Source organism: Blautia sp. HCP3S3_H10_2 (assembly GCF_052122375.1).
GTDB lineage: Bacteria > Bacillota > Clostridia > Lachnospirales > Lachnospiraceae > Blautia_A.
The window spans coordinates 59,697-83,269 of sequence record NZ_JBQKCL010000002.1 but is presented as its reverse complement, the minus strand read 5'-3'; the positions used below and the strand labels follow the sequence as shown (position 1 = coordinate 83,269).

The following is a 23,573-nucleotide window of genomic DNA, read 5'->3' as shown; positions in this document are numbered from 1 at the left end:
TTTAAATGGCAGCGTCTAATACGCCAAAGAAATCGACAACAAAACGAAGTACTTCCGCGAAGAAAAAAAGCTCCGCGCGTACATCGGCTAAGAAAAATACAGCAGAAAAGCAGTCCATATCCAGCGGCTTCCAGACAGAGATCGTTCTGCTGGTGCTGATGGCAGCTGCTATCATTCTTATGGTAAGCTGCATTGGGCTTGGCGGTACGGTAGGCGGAAGCATCAGTAAGGTGCTCATGGGAGTAATGGGACTGATGGCTTACGTTTTTCCTATTGTGCTTTTTATTATGGCGGCTTTTCTGATTTCCAATAAAGGAAATGTGCTTGCATATAAGAAAACTGCTGCGGCGGCAGTTTTATTTCTTGTGTTATGCGGTGTAGCCCAGCTTTTTACGGAAGGTTACCAGGAGCGTACTACTCTTTTAGAATATTACAGGATCAGTTCGGAATACCGCACAGGCGGTGGTGTAGTGGGAGGCGCGATCTGCATTTCCACGATTTCCGCATTTGGGACCATTGGAGCCTATGTGATTCTTGTGCTTGTGATCCTGGTATGCCTGATCCTGATTACCCAGCATTCTTTCCTGGGCTTCTTATATAAGCTGTACGACCGTATTGTGGAAGAGGTGAAGGGACAGCAGGCACTTTACCAGGAAGGCGCACCAGAGCGCCAGCTGAAGAAGCAGCTGAAGGCCCAGCAGCGTCAGATTGCAGCCAGGGAGCGACGTGAGCGAAGAATGCAGGAGCTGGAAGAGGCTCTTGCAGCAGAGGAAATGGATGAGGAGCAGACAGAGCGGATGGCTCTCACTGACAGAAAACAGGGGTCCCAAAGAGGGAAAAAGCGCTCCAAAACAGCTGGAAAGGCATCTGCACGTAACAGACAGATGACCTCACAGGACCAAAGGGAGCGCAGAAGAAGAGAAAATAGTCCGGCGTCCACTGGGTTTCTTGACGGTACAGATCTGTTTGGCGACAAGGATTCTGGGGAAAATGAGGAAGCAGACATCCGGGAATTTCCACTGAATCCTGAGAATGCGATGTATCCTGGAAATGGGGAGCATCCGGAAAATGTAATGAATCCGGAAAGTAATGCAAACAGCAATGGATACCCTGTCCCGGAAGATAATCTTGCAGTAGCTGACAATGATATCCATGAAGAAGCGCAGATGAAATTTGCGATTCATCGTTCTGAACCGATGGAAATAGAAGAACCAGCCTCTTATATGGGAGAGGATTCTGCGAGAGAACCAGGCTTGTCAGCAAGTGGGATGCAGGAGGCTGACATTGAAGAAATCCATAGTAGCTTTACCGGAAACTACGAAAGCGAGGCCGAAATGGAAGCTGCTGAGGAAGACAGCTATGCCGGGGTCGATTTTAATGAAGCCATGGCAACTGTGCAGAATATGCTTTCAGCATCCGGCAGCAGAAGCAATAGTGGGGAAGCGGTAGCCAGAAGTGGAGCACATTCAGAAAGTGCTGTTGTTCCAGAGGAAAAAGCCTCCCATCAGCCTGCGAAGAATCCCAAATCCTCCAAGCAGGAGATTGCAAACGGAATCGTTAATATCCAGCATGAGATCAATACCCAGGAAGCGGCTGTGAAGAAGGAATACCAGTTTCCTCCTGTAAATCTGTTAAAGCGAGGAAACGGAAAATCCCAGGGGGATTCCGATTCCCATTTGCGCAAGACGGCCCAGAAGCTTCAGGAGATTTTGTATAATTTCGGTGTGAATGCCAAGGTTACCAATGTAAGCTGTGGTCCTACCGTTACCAGATATGAGCTTCAGCCGGAGATGGGTGTGAAGGTAAGTAAGATTGTTGGTCTTTCTGATGATATCAAGCTGAATCTTGCTGCACCGGATATCCGTATTGAGGCACCGATCCCAGGTAAGGCGGCTGTAGGAATCGAGGTTCCGAATAAGGAGAACAGTCCGGTAATGCTCCGCGACCTGATCCAGTCACCGGAATTCATGAACGCCAAATCCAAGCTTGCGTTTGCTGCAGGTAAGGATATCGATGGTAAGACGGTTGTGGCAGATATTGCTAAAATGCCACACCTTCTGATCGCAGGTTCTACAGGTTCTGGTAAATCTGTTTGTATCAATACATTGATTATCAGTATTTTATATAAAGCCAAACCGGATGAGGTCAAACTGATCATGATCGATCCTAAGGTAGTTGAGCTTAGTGTTTATAACGGTATCCCGCATCTGTTCATTCCGGTTGTCACAGACCCGAAGAAAGCAGCTGGGGCATTGAATTGGGCAGTAAATGAGATGACGAACCGTTATAACACCTTTGCAGAATACGGAGTCCGTAATCTGGATGAATTCAACCGTAAGATCGAGAAGATGAAATTTCCGGAAGGAGAGCAGCGGCCGGATAAAATGTGCCAGATCGTGATCATTGTAGATGAGCTGGCAGACCTTATGATGGTAGCTCCTGGAGATGTGGAGGATGCAATCTGCCGTCTGGCCCAGCTGGCCCGTGCAGCAGGTATCCATCTGGTCATCGCTACCCAGAGACCATCTGTCAATGTTATTACAGGTCTTATTAAGGCAAACATGCCATCCCGTATTGCATTTGCAGTTACATCCGGTGTGGATTCCAGAACCATTCTGGACATGAATGGCGCAGAGAAGCTTCTGGGAAAAGGAGATATGCTCTTTTACCCTCAGGGGTATCAGAAGCCTGCCAGACTTCAGGGAGCTTTTGTTTCCGATGATGAGGTCAGCAGCATTGTAGAATTTTTATCAGACAAGAATCCAAGATCCGACTATGACAATAAGATTGAACAGCAGATGAACAACGCTGTTCTTACAGCTGGAGGAAGCTCTGGCGGAGACGAACGTGATGTTTATTTTGAAAAGGCTGGAAGATTTATTATCGAGAAAGAGAAGGCATCCATTGGAATGCTGCAGAGGATGTATAAGATCGGATTTAACCGTGCAGCCAGGATCATGGATCAGCTGTGCGATGCCGGGGTTGTAGGACCGGAAGAGGGTACCAAGCCGCGTAAGGTATTGATGTCGATGGATGAGTTTCAGACTTATGTGGAAGAGCACTTGTAGAAGAGCATTTGTAGAAAATGCTAGATGAACCTTTATCCCAGAATCAGTATGAATCCGGACTGTTACAAAATATAAAAAAGGAGACGATTAAAATGGTAAAACATATGGTAATGTGGTCATTCAAGGAAGAAATCCCAGAAGAGAAGAAACCAGAATTGAAAGCACAGATTAAAGAACACCTGGAAGGGCTTGTAGGCGTAGTTCCTGGCCTTTTGAAGGCAGAGGTTATCACAGAACCATTGGCTTTCAGTACACGTGACCTGTGCCTGATCACAGAGCTTGAGAGTGCTGAGGCACTGGCTGCTTATGCTGTGAATCCAAATCATGTCCATGTAGCAGATACTTATGTAAGACCGAATGTCTGCGACCGTGTAGCCATGGATTTTGAGATGTAATGGAGCAATAAATATAAATGGAAATTCGTATTATCACAGTTGGCAAGATCAAAGAAAAATATTTAAATGATGGGATTGCAGAGTATGCCAAGCGCCTTAGCCGCTATTGTAAATTGAGCTTTATTCAGGTGTCTGATGAGAAAACACCAGATAAAGCGTCGGATGCATTGAACCGGCAGATTAAGGAGACGGAAGGAAACAGGCTTCTGAATCATATCAGGGATACAGACTATGTGATTGCCCTTGCCATAGAGGGCAAAATGCTGGATTCCGTAGAGCTTTCAGATCTGATCGCCAGGCTTGGAGTACAGGGAAAGAGCAGCATCGCTTTCGTGATCGGTGGATCGCTTGGGCTTTCTGATGCAGTTCTTAAAAGGGCTGATTATAAGCTCAGTTTTTCCAGGATGACATTTCCCCATCAGCTGATGCAGATGATTCTGCTGGAGCAGATCTACAGAGGGTACAGGATCATGAATCATGAGCCGTACCATAAATGATCCAAAATCATAGAGTACTAAAAAATCCCAAATGGAAGAAGTATGCAATTACTTCCATCTGGGATTTTTATTATATGAACTAAGACCTTTTAATGAAATCAGATTCCGCTCACCCGGATTGCCTCTACTGCCTCTTTAATTTTCTCTGGTGGAAGAACAAGGGCGAAACGTACATATCCTTCCCCGTGAGGACCAAAGCTTGCGCCTGGGGTAACGATAACTCCGGCTTTTTCCATCAGTTCCATGCAAAAAGCCATACTGTCAGTGCGGCCGCCTGGAATACGTGCCCATACGAACATGGTTCCCTTGCCGTTTGGTTTCTCCCAGCCGATGGAAGCAAGACCGTCGCAAAGGGCGTCACGGCGTGCCTGATACTGTCTGCACTGTTCTTTCACACTGTCCAGAGGTCCCTCAAGAGCTGCAATAGCAGCCTTCTGGATTGGAAGGAACATACCGAAGTCAATCTGGCTGCGGAGTTTCTTAAGAGCCGCGATAATTTCAGGATTTCCAATCAGGAAGCTAATTCTGGCACCGGTTACATTAAAGGATTTGGAAAGACTGAAAAATTCAACTCCAACCTCTCTTGCACCAGGAGTGGCGAGAAAACTGCCTCCCTCGACACCATCGAAGATAATATCACTGTATGCATTGTCATGGATAATGAGAATGTCATATTTCTTTGCAAACGCAACAATCTCCTCATAAAGCCCAGGAACCGCAATGCTGCCAACCGGATTGGATGGGAGGGAAACTACCATATATCGTGCCTTGCGGGCTATATCTTCCGGGATATCCTTCACAAATGGCAGGAAATCGTGTTCTGCAACAAGGGGATAATAGTAAGGGACTGCACCGCCAAGCTTACTTCCGGCTGCAAAAACCGGATAACAGGGATCTGGAAGAAGGACAACGTCTCCCTCATCACACAAGGCCATGCCAAGATGTCCCATACCCTCCTGGCTTCCATAGACTGTCATTACCATATCTGGTGTGATCTCTACATCGAAGCGCTTTTTGTAATAGGTACAGACTGCATCCAGAAGCTCTGGCAGGTCGCGGAGACTGTAGCGCCAGTTCTGGTCGTCAGCAGCTGCGTCTATAAGTGCCTTCTTAATATGGTCCGGTGTGTGGAAATCCGGAGTTCCCACACTCATGTTATATATTTTCTTACCCTGTTTCTCAAGCTCAAGCCGCCTGTCATTCAGCGCGGCAAAAATTTCATCTCCAAATAAATCCAGTCTTTTAGAAAATTTCATCGTCAGTAAGCCTTCTTTCTCTTAAAATAGCAAACCATTAAAATAACGAACCATGTGCTGTGGATCGTAAACCAGCAGGTTTGTGCTAAAATCCTGTTTATTCTATCACAGTAATATGGTAAAGCGCAAGACGAAAATGATTTTTTCTATAAAAGTCTACTAGAGCGGTTTTTAAACACGTGCGAGCCTTCTGATAACTATAAATTGAAATACTTTGTCAGATAGCATTGTCTAAAAAAAGAGAAACGTGTATAATAAACGTTATCAAACCAAGGGAGGAAAGGGAAGATGAAAAAGTTTCTCGATGAATTCAAGGCATTTATCAGCCGTGGTAATGTAATGGATATGGCAGTCGGCGTAATTATCGGCGGCGCTTTTTCCAGTATTGTTACTTCTCTGGTAGACGACATCATCAATCCGATTCTGGGTATTTTCGGAGGGATTAACTTTGATCAGCTGAGTGTGAAGCTGGTAGGGGATGCGACCCTGAATTATGGTAAATTTATCACTGCTGTGATCAATTTCCTGATCATGGCACTGATCATCTTTATTATAGTGAAAGCACTGAATAAAGCAGCTGAGAAATTTTCCGCACCGAAGGAAGAGGAAGAAATCACCACTAAGGTATGTCCGTTCTGCAAGAGTGAGATTCCTCTGGAAGCTACAAGATGCCCGCATTGTACTTCTATTCTGGAGGAAGAGAAGTAAAAGAATGGAATGTCTGCGGAAGCAGATCTCTATGTTGGGTATGAAATTTGGCTGTGCACTTCATTTGATACGGTGCCTGTCAGCGAATGGCTGACAGATGGTTGAAAAGACTCTGGTTTTAAGCTCCGTATTTATGATCTGGCACAGCCTAAATTGTGTAAAAGCCGTAATGAGGAAAGCGTACTTGAAAAAGACCCTTACGGACAATAAAGAAATTTGAGAGGAATTGCATGAAAGACTACATGGCTCCCATGGAGGGAGTGACAAATTATATATACCGCCGGGCGTATCACTGGTTTTACCATCCGATGGATAAATATTTTACCCCGTTTATTTCTGCCAAGCCGAAGAAAAATCTCAGCTTCCAGGAAATCTGCGAGGTATCACCAGAGCGAAATGAAGGAATGTACGTGGTTCCCCAGATCCTTACCTGCAATGCAGACGATTTTATCCGCACAGCCTGTCTTTTGAAGGAGGATTACGGACATGAGGAGGTGAACCTGAATCTTGGCTGCCCTTCCGGAACGGTTACGGCCAAAGGAAAAGGCGCAGGATTCCTGGCAGAACCAGAGAAACTTGACCGGTTTCTTGACCGGATTTTTTCAGAGCTGGATATGAAAATTTCCATTAAGACCAGAATTGGAACCCATTACGAAGAAGACTGGGATTATCTGCTGGCAATCTATGAGAAATATCCCATATATGAGCTGATCATTCATCCAAGGATTCAGACTGATATGTATAGAGGGCTGCCACGCCTGGGAGCCTACGAGAAAGCTGTAAACCGCCTGAAAATGCCCCTTTGTTATAATGGAAATCTGTTTTCGGCAGATGACTATAACCGGATTGTGGCGCGTTTCCCTGCCACAGACTGCTTCATGTATGGAAGAGGGCTGATTACCAATCCGGGACTGGTAACAAAGATCCGTGAGGGTGGCGCTCCGGATAAAAAGACATTGAGAGAATTTCACGACTGTCTTTTTGAAGAATATCAGCAGCTCCTTTCCGGGGAAAGAAACGTGCTGTTCCGTATGAAAGAATTATGGAGCTATATGGCAGTGAATTTTACCAATTATGAGAAATACGCCAAGAAAATAAAGAAATCCCAGCACTTGCCAGAGTATTTGTCTGTAGTATCCAGCCTGTTTGCCGAGCAGGATTTAGTGGATTGAGAGGAACAAAGATGTTAGATACAAATCGCTTTGAAGAATTTATAGCCCAGTATCCTATTTTTGAATACCGTCTTGTGGATACGGCTGAAATAGAAGTACGAGAGCGTGTGCGCACGATCTGTAAGCAGGAGTGTGAGCGCTACGGTACAACATGGGCCTGTCCGCCTGCCGTGGGCAGCCTGGAAGAATGCGGAAAGCGGATTCACAGCTACCCAAATGGGATCCTTTTCTCCAGTGTGGCAGAGGTTTCCGATGTGATGAATATGGAGGAAATGCTTGCTACCAGAGATGCCCATGAAGAGCTGACTACAGAAGTTGCCGGATTTTTGAAAGGTGAGGGCTTTGAGACTTTTACACTGTCTACGGAATCCTGCGACCTTTGCGAGCATTGCGCATATCTGGAAGGAAAGCCATGCCGTTTTCCAGAGAAAATGCATCCATGTCTGGAAAGCCACGGAGTTGTGGTAAATGAACTGGTTGAGAAGCACTCTATGGAATACAATCTTGGCGGAAATACTATTCTGTGGTTTTCACTGATACTTTTTCGATAAGAACTTAAGTATAAGCAAAAGCTTCCATAAATTGTGAAGCACACATTTGGCAGAAAATCTTTTTGGAACTTGCTCTGGAAAAGGAGATTTTGACAAATTTTAACATAGAATAAAAAGAAAACATTCCGCATAAATTAGAGAGAAAAGCTGGGAGGTTTTCTTTATGCCTGTCAATATATTTCGAAAAGAATATGTTACGGAAAGAGAAAAAAAGACTGGAGAAAAACATTGGGGCAGGAAGAAAACGGATAATTCCGTTTCAGAACGTTTTATGACAGCTATGGAACTTCCTGGTGACTTGGCATATAAAGCCCCGATTATTACCATTACCGGGCCGGCCCAGGTATTGATCGAGAACTATAAAAGCATTTTATCCTATACTACGGAAAAGCTGGTCATCGTTACCTGCCAGGGACGTGTAATTCTTCAAGGGAAAAATCTGGAAATATTTCATTATAATGTTTTAGAAATGGAAGTAAAGGGCCGGATTACAGCGGTAATGCTGGAATGCGTCTAAAGATATCAGAAGGGAAAGTTCTTAAAATAGATAGCAAAGGAGACGAAACCCAAATGGATGGTTCCCAAAAGTTTCTTAGAGGTTTCTTAAAAATCTCAATATCCGGAGACCAGATCGAACGCTTCTTAAATCTCTGTCACGCAAGAGCCATTCCATTGGAAAATGTATTTCATCAATCGGAAAACAGCATAACAGCTTATATATCAGTAAATAATTTTCGAAAACTTACCCCTATACATAGAAAAACCAGAGTTCATATCCATATATTGCAAAAAAGAGGTTTGCCATTCTGGATGTATAAAAGTAAAAAGCGAAAATGCTTCATAATTGGGATTATTTTTTGCGCTTCTTTGTTGTTCTGGCTCTCCGGTCATATCTGGAATATCCATATTGATGGAAATGTAGCCAATTCCACCCCTCAACTTTTGGAATTTCTGGATCAGCAGGGCATTATTCACGGAATAAGTCGGAAAAAAGCAAATTGTTCCCAGATTGCGTCCCTTCTTCGGAAAAAATATCCGGATATTACGTTTGTTTCTGCCAGGGTTCAGGGCACATGCTTATTCCTTTCGATTCAGGAAGAAACACTTACAGAAGATATACAAAAGTCTGAAAGTCCTTGTGACCTGATTTCAGATCTGGATGGCGAAATTGTGAATATAGTTATCAGAAGCGGGACTCAACAGGTGAGAATAGGCGATAATTGCAAGAAAGGTGATGTTCTTGTAACGGGGGAGGTGCCAATCCTGAATGACAGCCAGGAACTGGTCCGGACGAAATACGTTTCTGCAGATGCAGATATTTATGTACGCCACCAGACTTCCTACTATAAGGAAATTCCACTTCTTTACGAGAAAAGGGTTCAAAGTGGAATGCCAAAGACCAACTGGTATTTTCATACAGGAAACTGGATTTTTGGTGCTGGTACTGGAACAGAGAATCAGTGCCTCGTTTCTGTAGAAGAAATTCCCTGGAGGCTGACTGAAAACTTTGTCCTTCCCTTTTCTCTGGGGAAAATCATCAGGGTACCGTATGAGATTCAGGAGGCTGTTTATACAAAGGACGAGGCAGAACAAAAACTTATGGTACAATTAAAATCTTATAAAAAGAATTTGCTGGAAAAGGGAAGCAAAATCGAAAACTGTAGTCTGTCTGTGGTAATGGAAGAAAACAGCTGCATTATGAAAGGGACTTTAACATTGGTGGAGAAATGCGGGGTAAAATCCCTTAGGAATCCCCTATGAAAAGAGCTTGACTTAAAGTGGACTTTAAGGTCTATAATTGGTTCTGACTGATAGCCAAGGTGCTATCGCCAGAGGCGATAAGGAGTACATTTTGGCGTGTAATAGGGAAGCTGCTGAACAGCTGCATAAACAGGGTTTTAGGAGGTTTGAAATATGGATCACAAAAAAATAATACCTGGCAAAGGTGGAGAACACTATATTCCTTACAGCGAACGTACCGGAGAAGTGTCAACTGTTTATTTTACAAGAGATCTTTCTCCAGCGGGATTGCAGAAACTGTATGAGCGCGTGAATCAGAATATGACTGGAAAAATTGGAATTAAGCTTCATACAGGAGAGAAACATGGACCAAATATTATTCCTCGTTCATGGGTTGAGAATCTGATTAAGAATGACATTCCGGATGGTACAATTGTAGAGACAAATACTTATTATGAAGGAGACCGCTATACGACTGAATTGCATCGCGAGACCCTTAAGGTAAATGGCTGGACATTTTGCCCTGTTGATATTATGGATGAAGAAGGGACGATTGATCTTCCTGTAAAGGGAGGTAAATGGTTTGACCATATGACTATGGGAAGCCATATTGTAAATTACGATTCTCTTCTGGTGCTTACCCATTTCAAAGGACATACCATGGGAGGTTTCGGTGGTTCCAATAAGAATATTGGGATTGGATGCGCGGATGGCCGCATTGGTAAAGGGATGATTCATACAGTGAAAGGCTCTGACAATTTATGGAGCATTGCCGAGGAAGAGTTGATGGAGAGAATCACAGAGTCCTCTAAGGCGACAGTGGATCATTTCGGAAAGAATATCACTTTTATCAACTGTCTGCGCAACATGTCTGTATCCTGTGACTGCGAGGGCGTAGGAGCGGAACCAGTGGTGACTCCAAATATCGGCATCGTTGCTTCTTCAGATATTCTGGCTGTGGACCAGGCTTCTGTTGATCTTGTCTTTGCATTGAAAGATGATGACAGACAGGCCTTGTGTGAACGTATGACTACACGTCACGGATTGCGTCAGCTCAGCTACATGAAAGAGATTGGCATGGGAAATGATCTATATCATCTTATTGATATTGACAATGCAGATGCTGAAATTTCTCCGGCTGAAGCTGTAAAAGACGTAGTTCCGTTCACTGCTGAATAAATAAAGAGTTTTGCTGTAATACCTGTTGTGGGGGACGGTAATAAATATACAACTGCTGCAGTTTTACTTTCGAATCTGATTCGGAGTATATAATTGCAGCAGTTTTTAGTTTCCTGTTTTCATGTAAAAGTTGAAAAGCTATCCTCAGGGTGGTATAATTTTGAAAGATAAGTTACTGTTAGTAACAAAGACATATTCTTATGAGACACAAGGAGGAGCATTTTTTTGAAATCCGCGAATATAGAGATCGACTCATTAGAAATTTTACAGGAACTTTTTGGAATCAATGACAAGCTGATCAAGGTGATCGAGAACCGCCTTGGCGTATCCATCACCCAGAGAAATTCCTGTATTACGGTAAGTGGAGGCAATGATGGCAGGATACGGTCAGCTGTAAATATCATTGAAGCCATGCAGGAAGCCCTTGGAAAACAACAGCAGCTTTCCGTGGATATGATCCATCGTTTTCTGGATGAGACAGAGGAAGAAGATGACGGTGAGGAGGACATTGCAGACAGTACCCGTAAGGTATTGGGAGATGCAGTTACCCTGAATTACAAGAATATTCCGATCCGTACAAAGACGATCGGACAGAAGAATTATATAAATGCCTTGAAGAATAATACAGTAACGATCTGTATTGGTCCTGCCGGTACTGGTAAGACTTATCTGGCGGTTGCGTATGCTGCAGAGCTTTACCGGAATGACGAGATCGAGAGGATCATCCTCAGCCGTCCGGCTATTGAAGCAGGTGAGAAGCTTGGCTTCCTTCCTGGCGATCTCCAGGAGAAGGTTGATCCTTATCTGAAACCTTTGTATGATGCATTAAATGACGTATTCGGTCCAGACCAGGCAGCGAAGCTGCGGGAGCGTGGAATCATAGAGGTTGCCCCTCTTGCTTACATGCGTGGACGTACCCTGAATAACAGTATGATCATCATTGATGAAAGCCAGAATGCTACACTTCCGATTTTAAAAATGGCACTTACCCGTATTGGTACGGGCTCGAAGATGATCCTTACCGGTGATGTAACTCAGATCGACCTTTCCAAGGAGACCGATTCCGGACTTCAGAAATGTGCTTCGATCCTGAAAAATGTAGACGATATCGCGACGATTTCCCTGACGAACAGGGACGTTGTCCGTTGTAAGATCGTTAAAGATATCGTAAAGGCTTTCGAGAAAGAGGAAGCCAGGGCACAGGAGAAAACCCAGAAGCGGGCAGAGCGCAGGACGAGACGTTAGAGCGTGCTTGAAAAATCATTCCTGCAATCCTTGAAAAATGTATTTTACAGATAATTTCAGATGATTAGTAAAATAAACTATATGGTACAGGAGGAAAACATCTTGGTAACAATAGAATATGAGTGTGAGACGGATTTCGACCTTGGGCTTGATTGCCCCGCTCTTGCAAAGATGGTTGCAGAGAAAGTCCTGGATATGGAGAAATGTCCATGGGATGCACAGGTGAATCTGGTTCTTACAGATAACGAAGAAATTAAGCGGGTTAATACAGAATTTCGCGGAATAGAGAGAGCCACAGATGTGCTTTCTTTTCCTATGCTGCCTTTTGAGACACCGGCGGATTATTCTGTAGCCGAGGTTGACGAGTCCTGTTTTGACCTTGACAGTGGGGAGCTTCTTCTGGGGGACATAATGATTTCCGCAGAGCGCGCAGCTGCACAGGCAGAGGAGTATGGACACAGCGTGAAGCGAGAGTTCTGCTTTCTGGTTGCACACAGTATGCTCCATCTTTTAGGATATGACCATATGACGCCCGAGGAAGCACAGGACATGGAAGCCCGTCAGGCGAAAGCCCTGGATGAGCTTGGAATCACCCGCTGAGATCTGGAGTCGGTATGATTTGATCTTGGAACGCAAGACATCATAAATATAAGGCATAAGGAGGATATAACATGAAAAGAAAAATGTTTAAGCTTCTCACAGGAGTGTTGCTTTCCTGCGCACTTGCAGGATCTACAGTAGCGGTTCAGGCAGAAGAGAGCCCGGAAGCTGCCGTAAAGAGCTATCTTACCGGCGAGAATGTGTCCGAGAGTATCGGCAGGAGAAGACCGATTGCAGTTATGCTTGGCAATGACACCAACGGTGCCCCGCAGAGTGGTACAGAGAATGCTGGTGTTATTTACGAAGCACCAGTAGAAGGCGGGATCACCCGGCTTATGGCGGTTATTGAGGACTATGATAATATTCCAAGAATTGGCTCTGTCAGAAGCTGCCGTGATTATTTCCTGTTTTATGCTAATGAGTATGATGCCATTTATTCCCATTATGGACAAGCGGTCTATGCATTGCAGTACCTGGATCAGCATCTTATAGATAATCTGAATGGACTGACACTGGGAAATGCATATTACCGTAGTACAGACCGTGTGGCTCCACACAATGCTTACACAGATTTTTCCCATCTTCAGGCTGGTATCCAGAGCCAGGGATACAGTCAGCAGTATAAGGAGGATTATACCGGTCATTTCCAGTTTGCACCGGAGGGGACAGAGACCACTCTGGATGATGGCGTTTCTGCAAACGTTGTGAAATTGGATAATTTCGCATACAATCATCCATGGTTTGAGTATAACGCAGATACGAAGGAATACAGCCGTTTCCAGTTTAATGCACCCCATATTGACCAGAACACAGGGAATCAGCTGACCTGTGAGAATATTATTTTACAGTACTCAGACTATCAGCCATATGATCCCAATGGTTATCTGAACATTGATACCCAGTCTGGAGGAGAAGGCAAGTATATTACGAGAGGTAAGGCAATTGATATTCACTGGACCAGGGATTCCCAGTGGGGAATTACTCATTATTACGATTCCAATGATCAGGAGATTCAGCTGAATCCAGGGAAAACATGGGTAGAGATCGTGCTGAAGGATTCCGTGGATTCCGTATCTTTACAGTAGAAGCAGTGTAATTCAGCGTACAATTGCTAATAAGAATTATAAATATGAATAACAAATAATGTGTATTGCAATAATGGAAATTGCAAATAATAGGAATTACAAATGATAAGAATCGTGAAGGGAACGTTGGAAATGCAGCAACGTTCCCTTTTGCAATCATAAGCGTACGCATGCAAAGAAAACGATATGGGCACAGATATATTTTCCCTATTAAAATGTGAAAATTATTTGAAATTATATAAGTGTTTCCAGGAAACCATGGACGAATGGATAAAAATGATGTAAGATAAAAAAATGTATAACTGCTTAAAGCAGTTAGAATAGCGAAATATAATAACGGAGTTGACAGATAAAATGAATTACCGGGAAAGACTGAAAGATAAGAAGCGTATTGTAATAAAAATCGGAAGCTCGTCTCTTACCCATGCACAGACTGGCAAGCTGAATCTTCGGAAGCTGGAGATCCTGGTCAGAGAGTTAGGAGACCTGCGCAATCAGGGCAAGGATGTGGTACTGGTATCTTCTGGCGCGATTGCTGTTGGTGCAGCGGCACTTGGATTTAAAGAGAAGCCTCAGGAGCCACGGCAGAAACAGGCATGTGCAGCAGTTGGACAGGCCAGGCTGATGATGATCTATCAGAAGCTGTTCGGGGAATACAACCAGATGGCAGGTCAGATCCTTATGACTAAGAATACCATGGTAAATAATGCTAACCGTAAGAATGCAGAGAATACGTTTAATGAGCTTTTATCCATGGGGGTTATTCCCATTGTTAATGAGAATGACTCTATTTCCACATATGAGCTGCAGTCTCTTGAGAAGTTTGGAGACAATGACACGCTTTCCGCTGTGGTAGCAGCCTTGATCGGCGCAGACCTTCTGATCCTTATGTCTGATATTGATGGACTTTTCACAGATGATCCAAATACCAATCCAGATGCGAAGTTTATTGATACGGTTGAGACACTGGATGAAAAGCTTCTTGGTATGGGGAAAGGTTCTACAGGAAGCAAGGTTGGTACAGGTGGAATGGCTACCAAGCTTACCGCTGCCAGAATTGCCACTGCCGCAGGTACGGACATGGTGATTGCAAACGGTGGCGATTTCCATAATATCCACAGAATCGTGGAAGGTGACACCTGTGGGACTTTATTTGTTGGAAAAAAAGAAGAAGAGTTTTTCCTGATAGATTATATAGAGAAACTGTTATAAGATTTCAGCAGGATGCTTGTAAAGTACACAGCAGCATGCTTTTTAACACGCTTTTGCGTGTACAATTTAGATTACACAGACAATTTACAGGAGGAGTATGATTATGGACAGCACAAAAATCGACCGCATTAACACCCTTCACCATAAGGCACAGAGTGTAGGTCTTACTGAAGAGGAGAAAAAAGAGCAGGCAGAGCTCCGTAAGGAGTACATTGCCACGATCAAAATGAATCTCCGAAATCAGCTGGATAATATTGATATCAAGGAAGCAGATGGCACTGTTGTAAACCTTGGAGAGAAATATGGAAGAAAAAAGACTCATTAGGAAGCAGGTATTTGCAGCCAGGAAGCAGTACAGCGATGGGGAGATAGAAGCGTGGAGCCGCCAGATAACAGACCTGGTGACGAAGACTTCTGAATTTTCCACTGCCAGACAGATCATGGCTTATGCAGACTACAATCATGAAGTAATAACACGTTACATAATCGAGGAAGCCTGGAAGCAGGGGAAAGAAACTGCAGTCCCCAAGGTCGTGGGAAAAGATATGCTTTTCTACCGGCTCACAGATTTCTCCCAGTTAGAACCTGGTTATTTCGGAATTCCGGAACCGGTGCAGGGCGAGACCGTGGAATGGGAAGACGCACTTATGATCATGCCTGGTGTGGCGTTTGATCCGCAGAATCACAGAGTGGGCTATGGAGGCGGTTTTTATGATCGATTTCTGGAGAAGCATCCACATATATTCAGGCTTGCTGTAGCATTTGATTTTCAGATGTTCGAACAGGTTCCCACAGAATCCACGGACATTTGTCCGCAGATGATCGTGACCCAGAGTAAGATTTATACGGCTGGGCATTAGTTGGATAATATTATAGCGTGCTTGAAAATCATTCCGGCAATCGGAAGGAGGAGATTGAATGAATGAAATGCTGATAACTCTTGGCAGGAATGCCAAAGAGGCTGAAATAGTACTTCGTAATCTGGATACAGCGAAGAAAAACCAGGTATTAGAAGCAGTTGCAGATGGCCTTGTTGCCAGTTCCGGGGAACTCCTTAAGGCCAATGCAATTGATGTGGAAAATGGCAGGGCAAACCAGATGCCAGAAGGCCTGGTAGACCGTCTGATGCTGACAGAAGCCAGAATTGAAGGGATGGCAGAGGGACTTCGCCAGGTCGCAGCCCTGGAGGATCCTATCGGGGAAGTCACTGGAATGAAAAAACGTCCCAACGGGCTTCTTATTGGTCAGAAACGGGTACCGCTTGGGGTGATCGGGATCATTTATGAGGCGAGACCAAACGTGACAGCAGATGCGTTTGCCCTTTGTTTTAAGACGGGCAATGCGGTAATCCTGAAGGGTGGCAGTGATGCCATTCATTCCAATACAGCGATCGTGGAGTGCATCCGCAGGATCCTGGACGAAAATGGTGTTACGAAGGATGCAATCCAGCTCATAGCCGATACTTCCAGAGAAACAGCCGGAGAGTTTATGCGGATGAATGAATATGTGGATGTATTGATTCCAAGAGGCGGCAGGGGACTGATCAAAGCAGTGGTAAATAACAGCACCATTCCTGTTATTGAGACTGGTACAGGAAACTGTCATATATATGTGGATGAAAGTGCGGATCTTCAGATGGCGGCAGATATTGTGATGAATGCCAAGACCCAGAGAGTTGGTGTATGCAATGCCTGTGAATCTCTTCTGGTGCATGAGAAAGTGAAGGATGCATTTCTGCCGGTACTTGCAGAGCGCCTGCGTACGAAGAACGTAGAGATGCGTGCCGACGAACAGGCGAAAGCGCTGATTCCGGATGCTGTATCAGCAACAGAAGAAGACTGGGGAACGGAATATCTGGATTACATTCTTTCCATTAAGGTGGTTGGAAGCGTAGATGAGGCCATAAGCCATATTAACCGTTATAATACCGGACATTCAGAAGCGATTATTACAAATGATTATAATAATGCCCAGAAGTTCCTGGATGAAGTAGATGCAGCGGCTGTGTATGTAAATGCCTCTACCCGTTTTACAGATGGTTTTGAATTTGGCTTTGGCGCGGAGATCGGCATCAGTACCCAGAAGCTTCATGCCCGCGGCCCTATGGGACTTCTGGCACTTACTTCCACAAAATTTATCATTTATGGAAATGGACAGGTTCGTCCATAGGTTTGATTTTTTTAATGAAATGTGATATACTGGACTTCGATGTTAATACATAATACGGGGGACTCATATATAAGGAGGACTTTTAAAATGAAAAAAAAGCAACTTTTAGCATTTATAATGGCTGGAACCCTTGTAACCGGCATGGCTCCGGCTACAGCAGCATTTGCTGAGGATACCCAGACTATGACGATAGATGATGCAGCAGCCGTTGCTGTAGAGTCAGAGGAAGGCAGCGAAGCAGTTGCAGAACCGGCCGCTGATACCACTGATGGAGCAGAAGATTCTGCGACAGATTCAGCAGCTGAGCCGGATGCTCCGGCTGAACCAGATGCTTCTGCACAGACACCGGCAGCAGAGCCTACACAGGAAGCTGCAGAGACACCAGCTGCGGATAATGCTGCTGGTACAGAAGAAGCCACAGATGAAGGCTTTGGCAGCGGAGAGACAGAAGAGATGGCTATGGAGGACGCTGATATCGCAGTTCAGGCAGAAGAAAATGCTTCTGGCAAGATTTATGTTCAGACTGCTGATGGAAACCAGAAAGAGTATCAGTCCTTAAAAGAAGCGATTACAGCAGCACCAGCAGGTGTAGGTAAGGATGGTGCACTGACTCAGATTCTCGTAACTGGCTCCATTGAGATCAGTGAGACATTGGTAATTGACCAGGATAAAAATGTTTCCATTGCAGCTGCTGAGGATGGAGTTACGATCACCCGTGCTTCCGGATTTAAAGGAGACATGTTTAAAGTTACCGGGGCGAACACTTCTTTCCAGTTTGGAACTGGTAAAAGTGGGGATGCCATATTAGAGCTTACGGTAAACGGAACGATGACAGAAGGAGACGCAGATGGCTCTATCGTGTCAATGGATTCCGGTTATTTTGGAATTTCCGATGGAATTACATTGACTGGTAACCTGACGAATGCTGCAGGATCTGCAATCTGCAACAAAGGCGGATCAGGTGCCATTGCTCTTGCAGGTGGTACCATTACTGGTAACCAGTCCTTAGATGAGACTACCGGAGGAGCTATTTACAGTGAAGGTGAGATTCGTGTATCCGGTTCTGTAGTTGTAAAGGATAATAAAGACGATTCTGTTAATGACAACAGCATTGTGTTAAATGGAGATAAAGCATGTATTGTAGCGGCAGGTGCCCTTGCAGCAGATGCAGATCTTCAGGTGCGCAGAGCGGATGCTGCAGCTGGAAAGGCTCTTGTAGCCCTTGCAGAAAATGCTGGTACAACAATTGCAGACGCTTTAGCACATATCCATTATCTTGATGCCACGTATACAATCAATAGTACTACTGGTGAATTGGAGGAAGTGAAAGACCCAGTCAGCTCCATGGAACTGACCGCAGATTCTATTTCATGGAACAAGGCATATGATCATACGGTTGATATCAGTTTCCATGCCAATGATGCAGGTGAAGGTGGCAGATATTATATTGCGTGGATGAAGAAGTCTGATTCTACTCCAAGCTTCGATGAAGTTAAGAAAGACAGCACTGATTCTGGATATATTAATGGACCGGTTTCCATTTCAATCGGCGGAGTTGCTTATGATACACCGATCAAAGTGGTAGTATATGGTGAAGATGTAAATGGTTTACAGGCGGTTAAGCCATTAGTAATAACCTTAAAAGCAAAAGCTACTCCACCTACCGAGACTCCTACCACACCTACTCCAACTACACGTGCTACCATTAATCCATCTGTCAGTGAGAGTAAAGTTACCGGATTAGAAGATCCGTTAGCATTCTATCCGAATACAATGTACAATTTCAAGGTAACAGGTGCTGGTACCGATAATACAAGTCCAGTTAAGGGCGACACCAAGTGGATTCCTTACGGCTGGAGCATGTCCGCGAAGAATATCGACACCGGTTACCAGAAGAGCTGGTCTATTAAAAATGTAAATGGTATCAAACAGGCGAAGACCTTTAAGATGTACATCTTCTTCCAGAAATATATTTACAATGGATCTGAGTGGGAAGCAACCGGTGTGAAAGAGGCACTTCCGACGGAGTTCAAGTCCAAAGCAATTGACTTCACTATCACTCCATCCGGCACCATCACACCGACAGCAACAGATGGCTATGATGACGGATATGGTAATGGCGGTTCTGGAGATGGTACTGGGGACGGTACAGGTGATGATGCAGAGAATCATGATGGCACAGACAGCGATACAGGTTCTTCTTCTGCAACCAATGCAAGAACAGCTGATAATTCCCCAATTGCAACCATGATGATGCTTGCAAGCCTTTCCCTTGTAGCTGGCGGTTATGTTATCGTCAGAAAGAGAAAAAAAGAGGATGAAATCTGATAACAGAATTGTAGAAAAAATCTGATAAGAGAGTTATAGAAAATCTGGTAACAAAATCATAGAAAAGCATGTAAGGCAGGTCTTTGGACCTGCCTTTTTGCATATAATGGTATTGGCGGCGGGGGACAGGCTGGTACTTGAAATGAAATGCTGCCTGAGATTTTCCTCCGCTGCAGGAGGGATACTATGTTATCAGAAACAGGAAATAAGTTTCAACAGAAGACAATTCCAATTGAAAATAAAACCGAGATAAAAAGAGATGGGGAAAATGGGCAAAACATATCGTACGAGAAGCTTTATTATTCCTTATGGGAACTGGCTGGACGCTACAGCAGCTTCTGTCAGTTCCGGGTGATCGGAAATAGTCATGATGAGAGAATGATCCCAATGCTGGAAATCGGTACAAGTCAACAGGCAATCTTTTGTGTGTCCGGTGTTGAAGGAACCCAGAGAATCATGCCGCTGCTTTTGCTGAAGATGGCAGAAGAGTATTGCAGGGCATATGAATGTGGATGGGAGCTGGAAGAACTTTATCAGGTAAGAAATCTATTAAACAAAATAAGAATCTGTATCATTCCATTATTAAATCCGGATGGATACGAAATCACCCAGAATGGCTTCGGGACGATCCGAAATCCGATTTACAGGCAAATGCTTCGCATGCAAAGTATTCCGGCAAAAGATTTCGGGTACAATGTAAGAGGAGTGGACATTTCCCATAATTTTCCTACCTTTCACTATATCCATTCCAGAATGGGAGAAGAGCCGGCCAGTGAAAATGAGACAAAAGCGCTGGTACGTATGATACAGGAATATGAGAGCTGTGGACTTCTGACTTTTGGACAATCAGGAAGAGAAATTATTTATTTTCACAGTCAGCAGAGCCTGGGAAGTCTTCCAAAGTCTTACCGGCTTGCCCGCCATATGCAGAAATCTTCTTCCTATCATCTGGAGCGGGAACAGATGACAGAACCTTCAAGGCAAAAATACAAAGGAATGGGGACGCCGGAACAATATTACATGCAGACAAGAAAGCAACCAGCTTTCCGGATCAAGGTTCCTGTGCCCACAAACAGGGAAAATATGGGTGAAGAAGAAAGTAAAAGAATATTTGAAGAAATACATCTGCTTCCACTGGAATATATTTTTTCATTGGATCAGAAATAAAATTGGACTATTAATAAAAAAGCTTAAAAAGTTGATAAAATAGGAGATATCTGCTTTTGCAGATACCTCCAGTGTATGACTAAATATGTTTCGCTTTAGGTTAAAACTTTATTTTGCAGAGTGGGACAGACTTTCTGGGTTCTCATATTTTTTACGGATATCCTTCATAACGAAAAGATAGGAAACACCGGTGAAAACAGCGGCAGTGAACCAGGCCGCAGGATCACAGAAGCATGCAAGCGGATAGCTTGCAACAGCCATGGAAATCATTGCCACAACCAGACGGGCGATCAGCTCAGAAACACCGCCCATCATCGGGAGAAAACCATATCCACAGCCCTGCATGGTGTTACGGAAAACGAAAATTGTGCTAAGTGGGATATAGAATATAATGCTCATATAAATATACGTTCTTGCCCATGGGAACATACTGGACATATCCACATCTCCAGTGAAAAACAACCCCAGCGCCGGTTTCAGCAGAAGAACCACAAGAACTGCAGCACCAACTGCGTAAACAACAGAAGCACCAAGGGCTGCTTTCACGCCCTGACGGATACGTTTGATATCACCTTTTCCAAAATTCTGGCCGCTGTAGGTCGCCATGGTCTGTCCCATAGCCATCATACCCTGTGTAACCAGGTTCTGTAGCTTGCTGGCGGCTGTATAGGAAGCAACCGCATCAGAACCAAAAAGGTTGATAGCCGCCTGCATGATCATGGTTCCAGATGCAGTAATGGCGAACTGGAGTGCCATCGGAATTCCCATGGCAAGCTGATTGCGGCTTTCCCTGCCGTGAAGCTTCCAGTGTCTTCTGTCAGGAGCAAGATCCGGCATGCGGACATAAATATAGATCAGACAGAGAATCGCGGAAATTCCCTGGGAAAAAATAGTCGCGTAAGCAGCACCTGCCACTCCCATTTTGAAATTGATGATCAGGACAAGATCCAGTGCAACGTTTAAAACAGCGGAAAATACCAGAAAAATAAGCGGAAGCCTGCTATTTCCCACAGCACGGAGAAATGAGGAGAACAGGTTGTAAAAAATAGTGGCGATAATTCCCGCACTGATGATCATTACATAGGTATAAGCATCCTGAAAGATATTATCAGGAGTATTCATCAGCTTCAGAAGGGAATGCATACTGAGCATACTGAGGCCACTGATGAGAACTGTAAAAATCAAAGAGAGCAGAATACCATTGGCAACGCTGGCTTTTACCCCTTCGGTATCCTTCGCCCCGAAGCGCTGAGAAGTAAGGACAGAAAAACCAGCGGTGATTCCCTGTGAAAAGCCTACGATCAGAAACATGATCGTTCCTGTGGAACCAACTGCCGCAAGTGCATCGGCACCTACATAGCGGCCTACGATAATTGTGTCAGCCATATTGTATAGTTGCTGAAAAATGTTTCCGATAATAAGAGGAAGCATAAATTTCAGAATCACCGGCAAAGGCCGGCCCTTCGTCATGTCTTTTTCCATAAAACCCCTTCTTTTCCATAAATATATACTGAAAAGCTACATATTATTAATGCCTCTGTTTTCATTGATCCAGAAGCGAAAGCTATTTTATCACACTATGGCTTATCTGTCACCCTCTTATTTTTCGAAAATGCGAAGATTTTTTATGAAGTATTTTAGAGATTGGCGTATTGACCAAAGGGATTTTGTACAAATAATTGCTTCTAAGAGCAGTGAAAGACAGTGTTTTACTTGCTATTTATAAAATCAGATGGTACAATAAAATATAAAATGTGAAGATATTATTTTCGAAAGAGAGGCACTACATAAATGGCAAATGAACATGGAGAACAGATCAGAATCGTGCAGGAGACAGTAGCTGGTAAGGAGATCACCTTTGCCCACGTAATGGGCGGCCCGGCACCGATCATTTATCAGAAGCTGGGACTGAACCCACAGCTGGATTACCGTTCCTCAGCGATTGGAATTATGAATATGACACCGCCGGAATCTGCTGTTATCGCTTCAGATATCGCAGTAAAGAGTGGTAATGTTTATCTTGGATTTGCAGACCGCTTTACCGGAACCCTGATCATTACAGGTGAGATTTCGGAAGTCATGTCAGCTATGACGGAGATCGTAGATTATTTCCGTGATTCTCTTGGCTATGTAGTCTGCAATATTACGAAACGATAGGAAGTAAGAGCATGGAGCGAATAACGAAGGAAGAACTGCTGGAAATGCTGTTCCATGATAATTATGAACATCTGAAGGGCAAGAAGCTTCGTATGACCCGTGTACGTGTACCTGGCAAAGAGGTTTGCCTGGCTCATGTAATAAGCCCGTCGCAGGCATGTATTTATGAGAATCTGGGATTACACATCGGTGTTCATGAAGGGGAAGACCATACAGGAGAGTCAATCGGATTGATCCGCTTTACCCCATGGGAGGCAGTGGTGGTGGCAGCAGATGTTGCTACGAAGAGCGCAGATGTACAGATTGGATTTATGGACCGTTTTTGCGGTTCTCTTATATTGACTGGCGGGCTGTCACAGGTACAGACAGCAGTGGAAGAGGTTGTGCGGTTCTTTGACCAGGAGCTGGGATTTAAAGTTTGTGAAGTTAATAAGAGCTGAGGGAAAGATAGGGGACACACAGACAGATGAAGAAGATTTTTTTAATGGGAAGAAGTGAAGCTGGTAAAACTTCGCTGACGCAGGCACTGAAGGGCGAGGAGCTTCATTACATAAAGACGCAGTATACCAATTCAAATGACGATACCATCGATTCCCCTGGAGAGTATGCGGAGTCCAAGCATTTCAGTGTAGGACTTGCCTGCTTTTCGTTTGAAGCGGATGTGGTGGCTATTGTACAGGCAGCAGATGAACCCTTTAATCTGTTCGGAGCAAGCTGCCGTTCTTTCATTTTGCGTCCGCTGATCGGTATTATTACGAAAATCGATTCCCCATATGCCAATATTCCTATGGTAAGACAGTGGTTGATCAATGCAGGCTGTGAGCGCATATTCATGGTGAACAATGTGACAAGGGAAGGCATTGATGAATTAATGGAATATCTGCAGGACGACATGCCAAGGCTTACACTGGAGCAGGCGAAGTTCAAACAGAGTCTTGGCCTTAATGAATGGGATCCCCTTCCGAAAGGGGTGACTTATCCGGAGGGAATTTCCTGATTACAGGAAGAGATTCCAGACGATCAATGGCAGCTTTAATAAGATTA

General features: G+C 44.3%; 23 protein-coding genes. 21 read left to right on the top strand and 2 right to left on the bottom strand.

Going from position 1 to position 23,573, the window contains the following annotated elements; genetic code table 11:
• Window positions 1-5: 5 nt before the first annotated feature.
• From ACTQWB_RS02420 to rlmH, 3 genes are all read left to right on the top strand, one after another.
• Complete coding sequence (locus ACTQWB_RS02420; protein WP_441500189.1) at window positions 6-3,068, top strand: DNA translocase FtsK 4TM domain-containing protein; 3,063 nt, start codon at window positions 6-8, stop codon at window positions 3,066-3,068.
• Between the two features lie 92 nt (window positions 3,069-3,160).
• Complete coding sequence (locus ACTQWB_RS02415; protein WP_441500188.1) at window positions 3,161-3,463, top strand: Dabb family protein; 303 nt, start codon at window positions 3,161-3,163, stop codon at window positions 3,461-3,463.
• A 17-nt stretch (window positions 3,464-3,480) separates the two neighbouring features.
• Window positions 3,481-3,960, top strand: a complete 480-nt coding sequence (gene rlmH, locus ACTQWB_RS02410; protein ID WP_441500187.1) for a 23S rRNA (pseudouridine(1915)-N(3))-methyltransferase RlmH — start codon at window positions 3,481-3,483, stop codon at window positions 3,958-3,960.
• Between the two features lie 98 nt (window positions 3,961-4,058).
• Here the strand turns inward: rlmH and ACTQWB_RS02405 are convergent, their stop codons facing one another.
• Window positions 4,059-5,216, bottom strand: coding sequence for a pyridoxal phosphate-dependent aminotransferase (locus ACTQWB_RS02405; RefSeq protein WP_441500186.1), 1,158 nt, complete (start codon window positions 5,214-5,216; stop codon window positions 4,059-4,061).
• A gap of 288 nt (window positions 5,217-5,504) precedes the next feature.
• Here ACTQWB_RS02405 and mscL point away from each other — a divergent pair, with 288 nt between their 5' ends.
• From mscL to ACTQWB_RS02330, 15 genes are all read left to right on the top strand, one after another.
• The gene (gene mscL, locus ACTQWB_RS02400; RefSeq protein WP_441500185.1) at window positions 5,505-5,924 is read left to right on the top strand and encodes a large conductance mechanosensitive channel protein MscL; all 420 of its coding nucleotides are present in this window, start codon (window positions 5,505-5,507) and stop codon (window positions 5,922-5,924) included.
• A 230-nt stretch (window positions 5,925-6,154) separates the two neighbouring features.
• Window positions 6,155-7,096: a tRNA dihydrouridine synthase gene (locus tag ACTQWB_RS02395; protein WP_441500184.1), complete on the top strand. Its 942-nt coding sequence runs from the start codon at window positions 6,155-6,157 to the stop codon at window positions 7,094-7,096.
• Between the two features lie 11 nt (window positions 7,097-7,107).
• Complete coding sequence (locus tag ACTQWB_RS02390) at window positions 7,108-7,647, top strand: DUF2284 domain-containing protein (protein ID WP_441500183.1); 540 nt, start codon at window positions 7,108-7,110, stop codon at window positions 7,645-7,647.
• Window positions 7,648-7,810: 163 nt separating this feature from the next.
• The gene (locus ACTQWB_RS02385; RefSeq protein WP_441500182.1) at window positions 7,811-8,164 is read left to right on the top strand and encodes a YabP/YqfC family sporulation protein; all 354 of its coding nucleotides are present in this window, start codon (window positions 7,811-7,813) and stop codon (window positions 8,162-8,164) included.
• A complete protein-coding gene (locus ACTQWB_RS02380) occupies window positions 8,155-9,408 on the top strand; it encodes a sporulation protein YqfD (protein WP_441500181.1) in 1,254 nt (417 codons plus the stop codon). Before ACTQWB_RS02385 ends, ACTQWB_RS02380 begins: the two co-directional genes overlap by 10 nt.
• 153 nt (window positions 9,409-9,561) lie before the next feature.
• Window positions 9,562-10,566 carry a DUF362 domain-containing protein gene (locus tag ACTQWB_RS02375; RefSeq protein ID WP_441500180.1) on the top strand — a complete coding sequence of 335 codons (1,005 nt, stop codon included), beginning with the start codon at window positions 9,562-9,564 and terminating at the stop codon, window positions 10,564-10,566.
• Between the two features lie 225 nt (window positions 10,567-10,791).
• Window positions 10,792-11,811, top strand: coding sequence for a PhoH family protein (locus ACTQWB_RS02370; protein WP_441500179.1), 1,020 nt, complete (start codon window positions 10,792-10,794; stop codon window positions 11,809-11,811).
• A gap of 102 nt (window positions 11,812-11,913) precedes the next feature.
• Entirely contained in the window at window positions 11,914-12,411 is a 498-nt protein-coding gene (gene ybeY / locus ACTQWB_RS02365) for an rRNA maturation RNase YbeY (protein ID WP_441500178.1), read from the top strand.
• Between the two features lie 71 nt (window positions 12,412-12,482).
• Entirely contained in the window at window positions 12,483-13,496 is a 1,014-nt protein-coding gene (locus ACTQWB_RS02360; RefSeq protein ID WP_441500177.1) for a DUF3048 domain-containing protein, read from the top strand.
• Between the two features lie 354 nt (window positions 13,497-13,850).
• On the top strand, window positions 13,851-14,708 hold the full coding sequence (gene proB, locus ACTQWB_RS02355; RefSeq protein WP_441500176.1) for a glutamate 5-kinase: 858 nt from the start codon (window positions 13,851-13,853) through the stop codon (window positions 14,706-14,708).
• A 103-nt stretch (window positions 14,709-14,811) separates the two neighbouring features.
• Window positions 14,812-15,033 carry a DUF896 domain-containing protein gene (locus ACTQWB_RS02350; RefSeq protein WP_441500175.1) on the top strand — a complete coding sequence of 74 codons (222 nt, stop codon included), beginning with the start codon at window positions 14,812-14,814 and terminating at the stop codon, window positions 15,031-15,033.
• Window positions 15,011-15,568: a 5-formyltetrahydrofolate cyclo-ligase gene (locus ACTQWB_RS02345; protein ID WP_441500174.1), complete on the top strand. Its 558-nt coding sequence runs from the start codon at window positions 15,011-15,013 to the stop codon at window positions 15,566-15,568. Before ACTQWB_RS02350 ends, ACTQWB_RS02345 begins: the two co-directional genes overlap by 23 nt.
• A 67-nt stretch (window positions 15,569-15,635) precedes the next feature.
• Window positions 15,636-16,877 carry a glutamate-5-semialdehyde dehydrogenase gene (locus ACTQWB_RS02340; RefSeq protein WP_441500385.1) on the top strand — a complete coding sequence of 414 codons (1,242 nt, stop codon included), beginning with the start codon at window positions 15,636-15,638 and terminating at the stop codon, window positions 16,875-16,877.
• Window positions 16,878-16,964: 87 nt separating this feature from the next.
• On the top strand, window positions 16,965-19,205 hold the full coding sequence (locus ACTQWB_RS02335) for a hypothetical protein (protein ID WP_441500173.1): 2,241 nt from the start codon (window positions 16,965-16,967) through the stop codon (window positions 19,203-19,205).
• Window positions 19,206-19,391: 186 nt separating this feature from the next.
• Window positions 19,392-20,372 (top strand): M14 family zinc carboxypeptidase, encoded by a 981-nt coding sequence (locus ACTQWB_RS02330; protein ID WP_441500172.1) that lies wholly within the window; start codon window positions 19,392-19,394, stop codon window positions 20,370-20,372.
• A gap of 108 nt (window positions 20,373-20,480) precedes the next feature.
• Here the strand turns inward: ACTQWB_RS02330 and ACTQWB_RS02325 are convergent, their stop codons facing one another.
• Window positions 20,481-21,854, bottom strand: a complete 1,374-nt coding sequence (locus ACTQWB_RS02325) for an MATE family efflux transporter (RefSeq protein ID WP_441500171.1) — start codon at window positions 21,852-21,854, stop codon at window positions 20,481-20,483.
• 309 nt (window positions 21,855-22,163) lie between these two features.
• Here ACTQWB_RS02325 and ACTQWB_RS02320 point away from each other — a divergent pair, with 309 nt between their 5' ends.
• From ACTQWB_RS02320 to ACTQWB_RS02310, 3 genes are read left to right on the top strand one after another with little or no spacing between them, the layout of a single operon-like run.
• The gene (locus ACTQWB_RS02320) at window positions 22,164-22,529 is read left to right on the top strand and encodes a BMC domain-containing protein (RefSeq protein WP_441500170.1); all 366 of its coding nucleotides are present in this window, start codon (window positions 22,164-22,166) and stop codon (window positions 22,527-22,529) included.
• Between the two features lie 11 nt (window positions 22,530-22,540).
• Entirely contained in the window at window positions 22,541-22,969 is a 429-nt protein-coding gene (locus tag ACTQWB_RS02315) for a BMC domain-containing protein (protein WP_441500169.1), read from the top strand.
• 26 nt (window positions 22,970-22,995) lie between these two features.
• Window positions 22,996-23,526, top strand: a complete 531-nt coding sequence (locus tag ACTQWB_RS02310; protein WP_441500168.1) for a EutP/PduV family microcompartment system protein — start codon at window positions 22,996-22,998, stop codon at window positions 23,524-23,526.
• The last annotated feature ends 47 nt before the right edge of the window (window positions 23,527-23,573 follow it).

What these genes read in the sequence shown, in the direction of transcription:
- ACTQWB_RS02420 (WP_441500189.1), top strand. Translation starts at nt 6, where the DNA reads ATGGCAGCGTCTAATACGCCAAAGAAATCGACAACAAAACGAAGTACT.
- ACTQWB_RS02415 (WP_441500188.1), top strand. Translation starts at nt 3,161, where the DNA reads ATGGTAAAACATATGGTAATGTGGTCATTCAAGGAAGAAATCCCAGAA.
- rlmH (WP_441500187.1), top strand. Translation starts at nt 3,481, where the DNA reads ATGGAAATTCGTATTATCACAGTTGGCAAGATCAAAGAAAAATATTTA.
- ACTQWB_RS02405 (WP_441500186.1), bottom strand. Translation starts at nt 5,216, where the DNA reads ATGAAATTTTCTAAAAGACTGGATTTATTTGGAGATGAAATTTTTGCC.
- mscL (WP_441500185.1), top strand. Translation starts at nt 5,505, where the DNA reads ATGAAAAAGTTTCTCGATGAATTCAAGGCATTTATCAGCCGTGGTAAT.
- ACTQWB_RS02395 (WP_441500184.1), top strand. Translation starts at nt 6,155, where the DNA reads ATGAAAGACTACATGGCTCCCATGGAGGGAGTGACAAATTATATATAC.
- ACTQWB_RS02390 (WP_441500183.1), top strand. Translation starts at nt 7,108, where the DNA reads ATGTTAGATACAAATCGCTTTGAAGAATTTATAGCCCAGTATCCTATT.
- ACTQWB_RS02385 (WP_441500182.1), top strand. Translation starts at nt 7,811, where the DNA reads ATGCCTGTCAATATATTTCGAAAAGAATATGTTACGGAAAGAGAAAAA.
- ACTQWB_RS02380 (WP_441500181.1), top strand. Translation starts at nt 8,155, where the DNA reads ATGCGTCTAAAGATATCAGAAGGGAAAGTTCTTAAAATAGATAGCAAA.
- ACTQWB_RS02375 (WP_441500180.1), top strand. Translation starts at nt 9,562, where the DNA reads ATGGATCACAAAAAAATAATACCTGGCAAAGGTGGAGAACACTATATT.
- ACTQWB_RS02360 (WP_441500177.1), top strand. Translation starts at nt 12,483, where the DNA reads ATGAAAAGAAAAATGTTTAAGCTTCTCACAGGAGTGTTGCTTTCCTGC.
- proB (WP_441500176.1), top strand. Translation starts at nt 13,851, where the DNA reads ATGAATTACCGGGAAAGACTGAAAGATAAGAAGCGTATTGTAATAAAA.
- ACTQWB_RS02350 (WP_441500175.1), top strand. Translation starts at nt 14,812, where the DNA reads ATGGACAGCACAAAAATCGACCGCATTAACACCCTTCACCATAAGGCA.
- ACTQWB_RS02345 (WP_441500174.1), top strand. Translation starts at nt 15,011, where the DNA reads ATGGAAGAAAAAAGACTCATTAGGAAGCAGGTATTTGCAGCCAGGAAG.
- ACTQWB_RS02340 (WP_441500385.1), top strand. Translation starts at nt 15,636, where the DNA reads ATGCTGATAACTCTTGGCAGGAATGCCAAAGAGGCTGAAATAGTACTT.
- ACTQWB_RS02335 (WP_441500173.1), top strand. Translation starts at nt 16,965, where the DNA reads ATGAAAAAAAAGCAACTTTTAGCATTTATAATGGCTGGAACCCTTGTA.
- ACTQWB_RS02330 (WP_441500172.1), top strand. Translation starts at nt 19,392, where the DNA reads ATGTTATCAGAAACAGGAAATAAGTTTCAACAGAAGACAATTCCAATT.
- ACTQWB_RS02325 (WP_441500171.1), bottom strand. Translation starts at nt 21,854, where the DNA reads ATGGAAAAAGACATGACGAAGGGCCGGCCTTTGCCGGTGATTCTGAAA.
- ACTQWB_RS02320 (WP_441500170.1), top strand. Translation starts at nt 22,164, where the DNA reads ATGGCAAATGAACATGGAGAACAGATCAGAATCGTGCAGGAGACAGTA.
- ACTQWB_RS02315 (WP_441500169.1), top strand. Translation starts at nt 22,541, where the DNA reads ATGGAGCGAATAACGAAGGAAGAACTGCTGGAAATGCTGTTCCATGAT.
- ACTQWB_RS02310 (WP_441500168.1), top strand. Translation starts at nt 22,996, where the DNA reads ATGAAGAAGATTTTTTTAATGGGAAGAAGTGAAGCTGGTAAAACTTCG.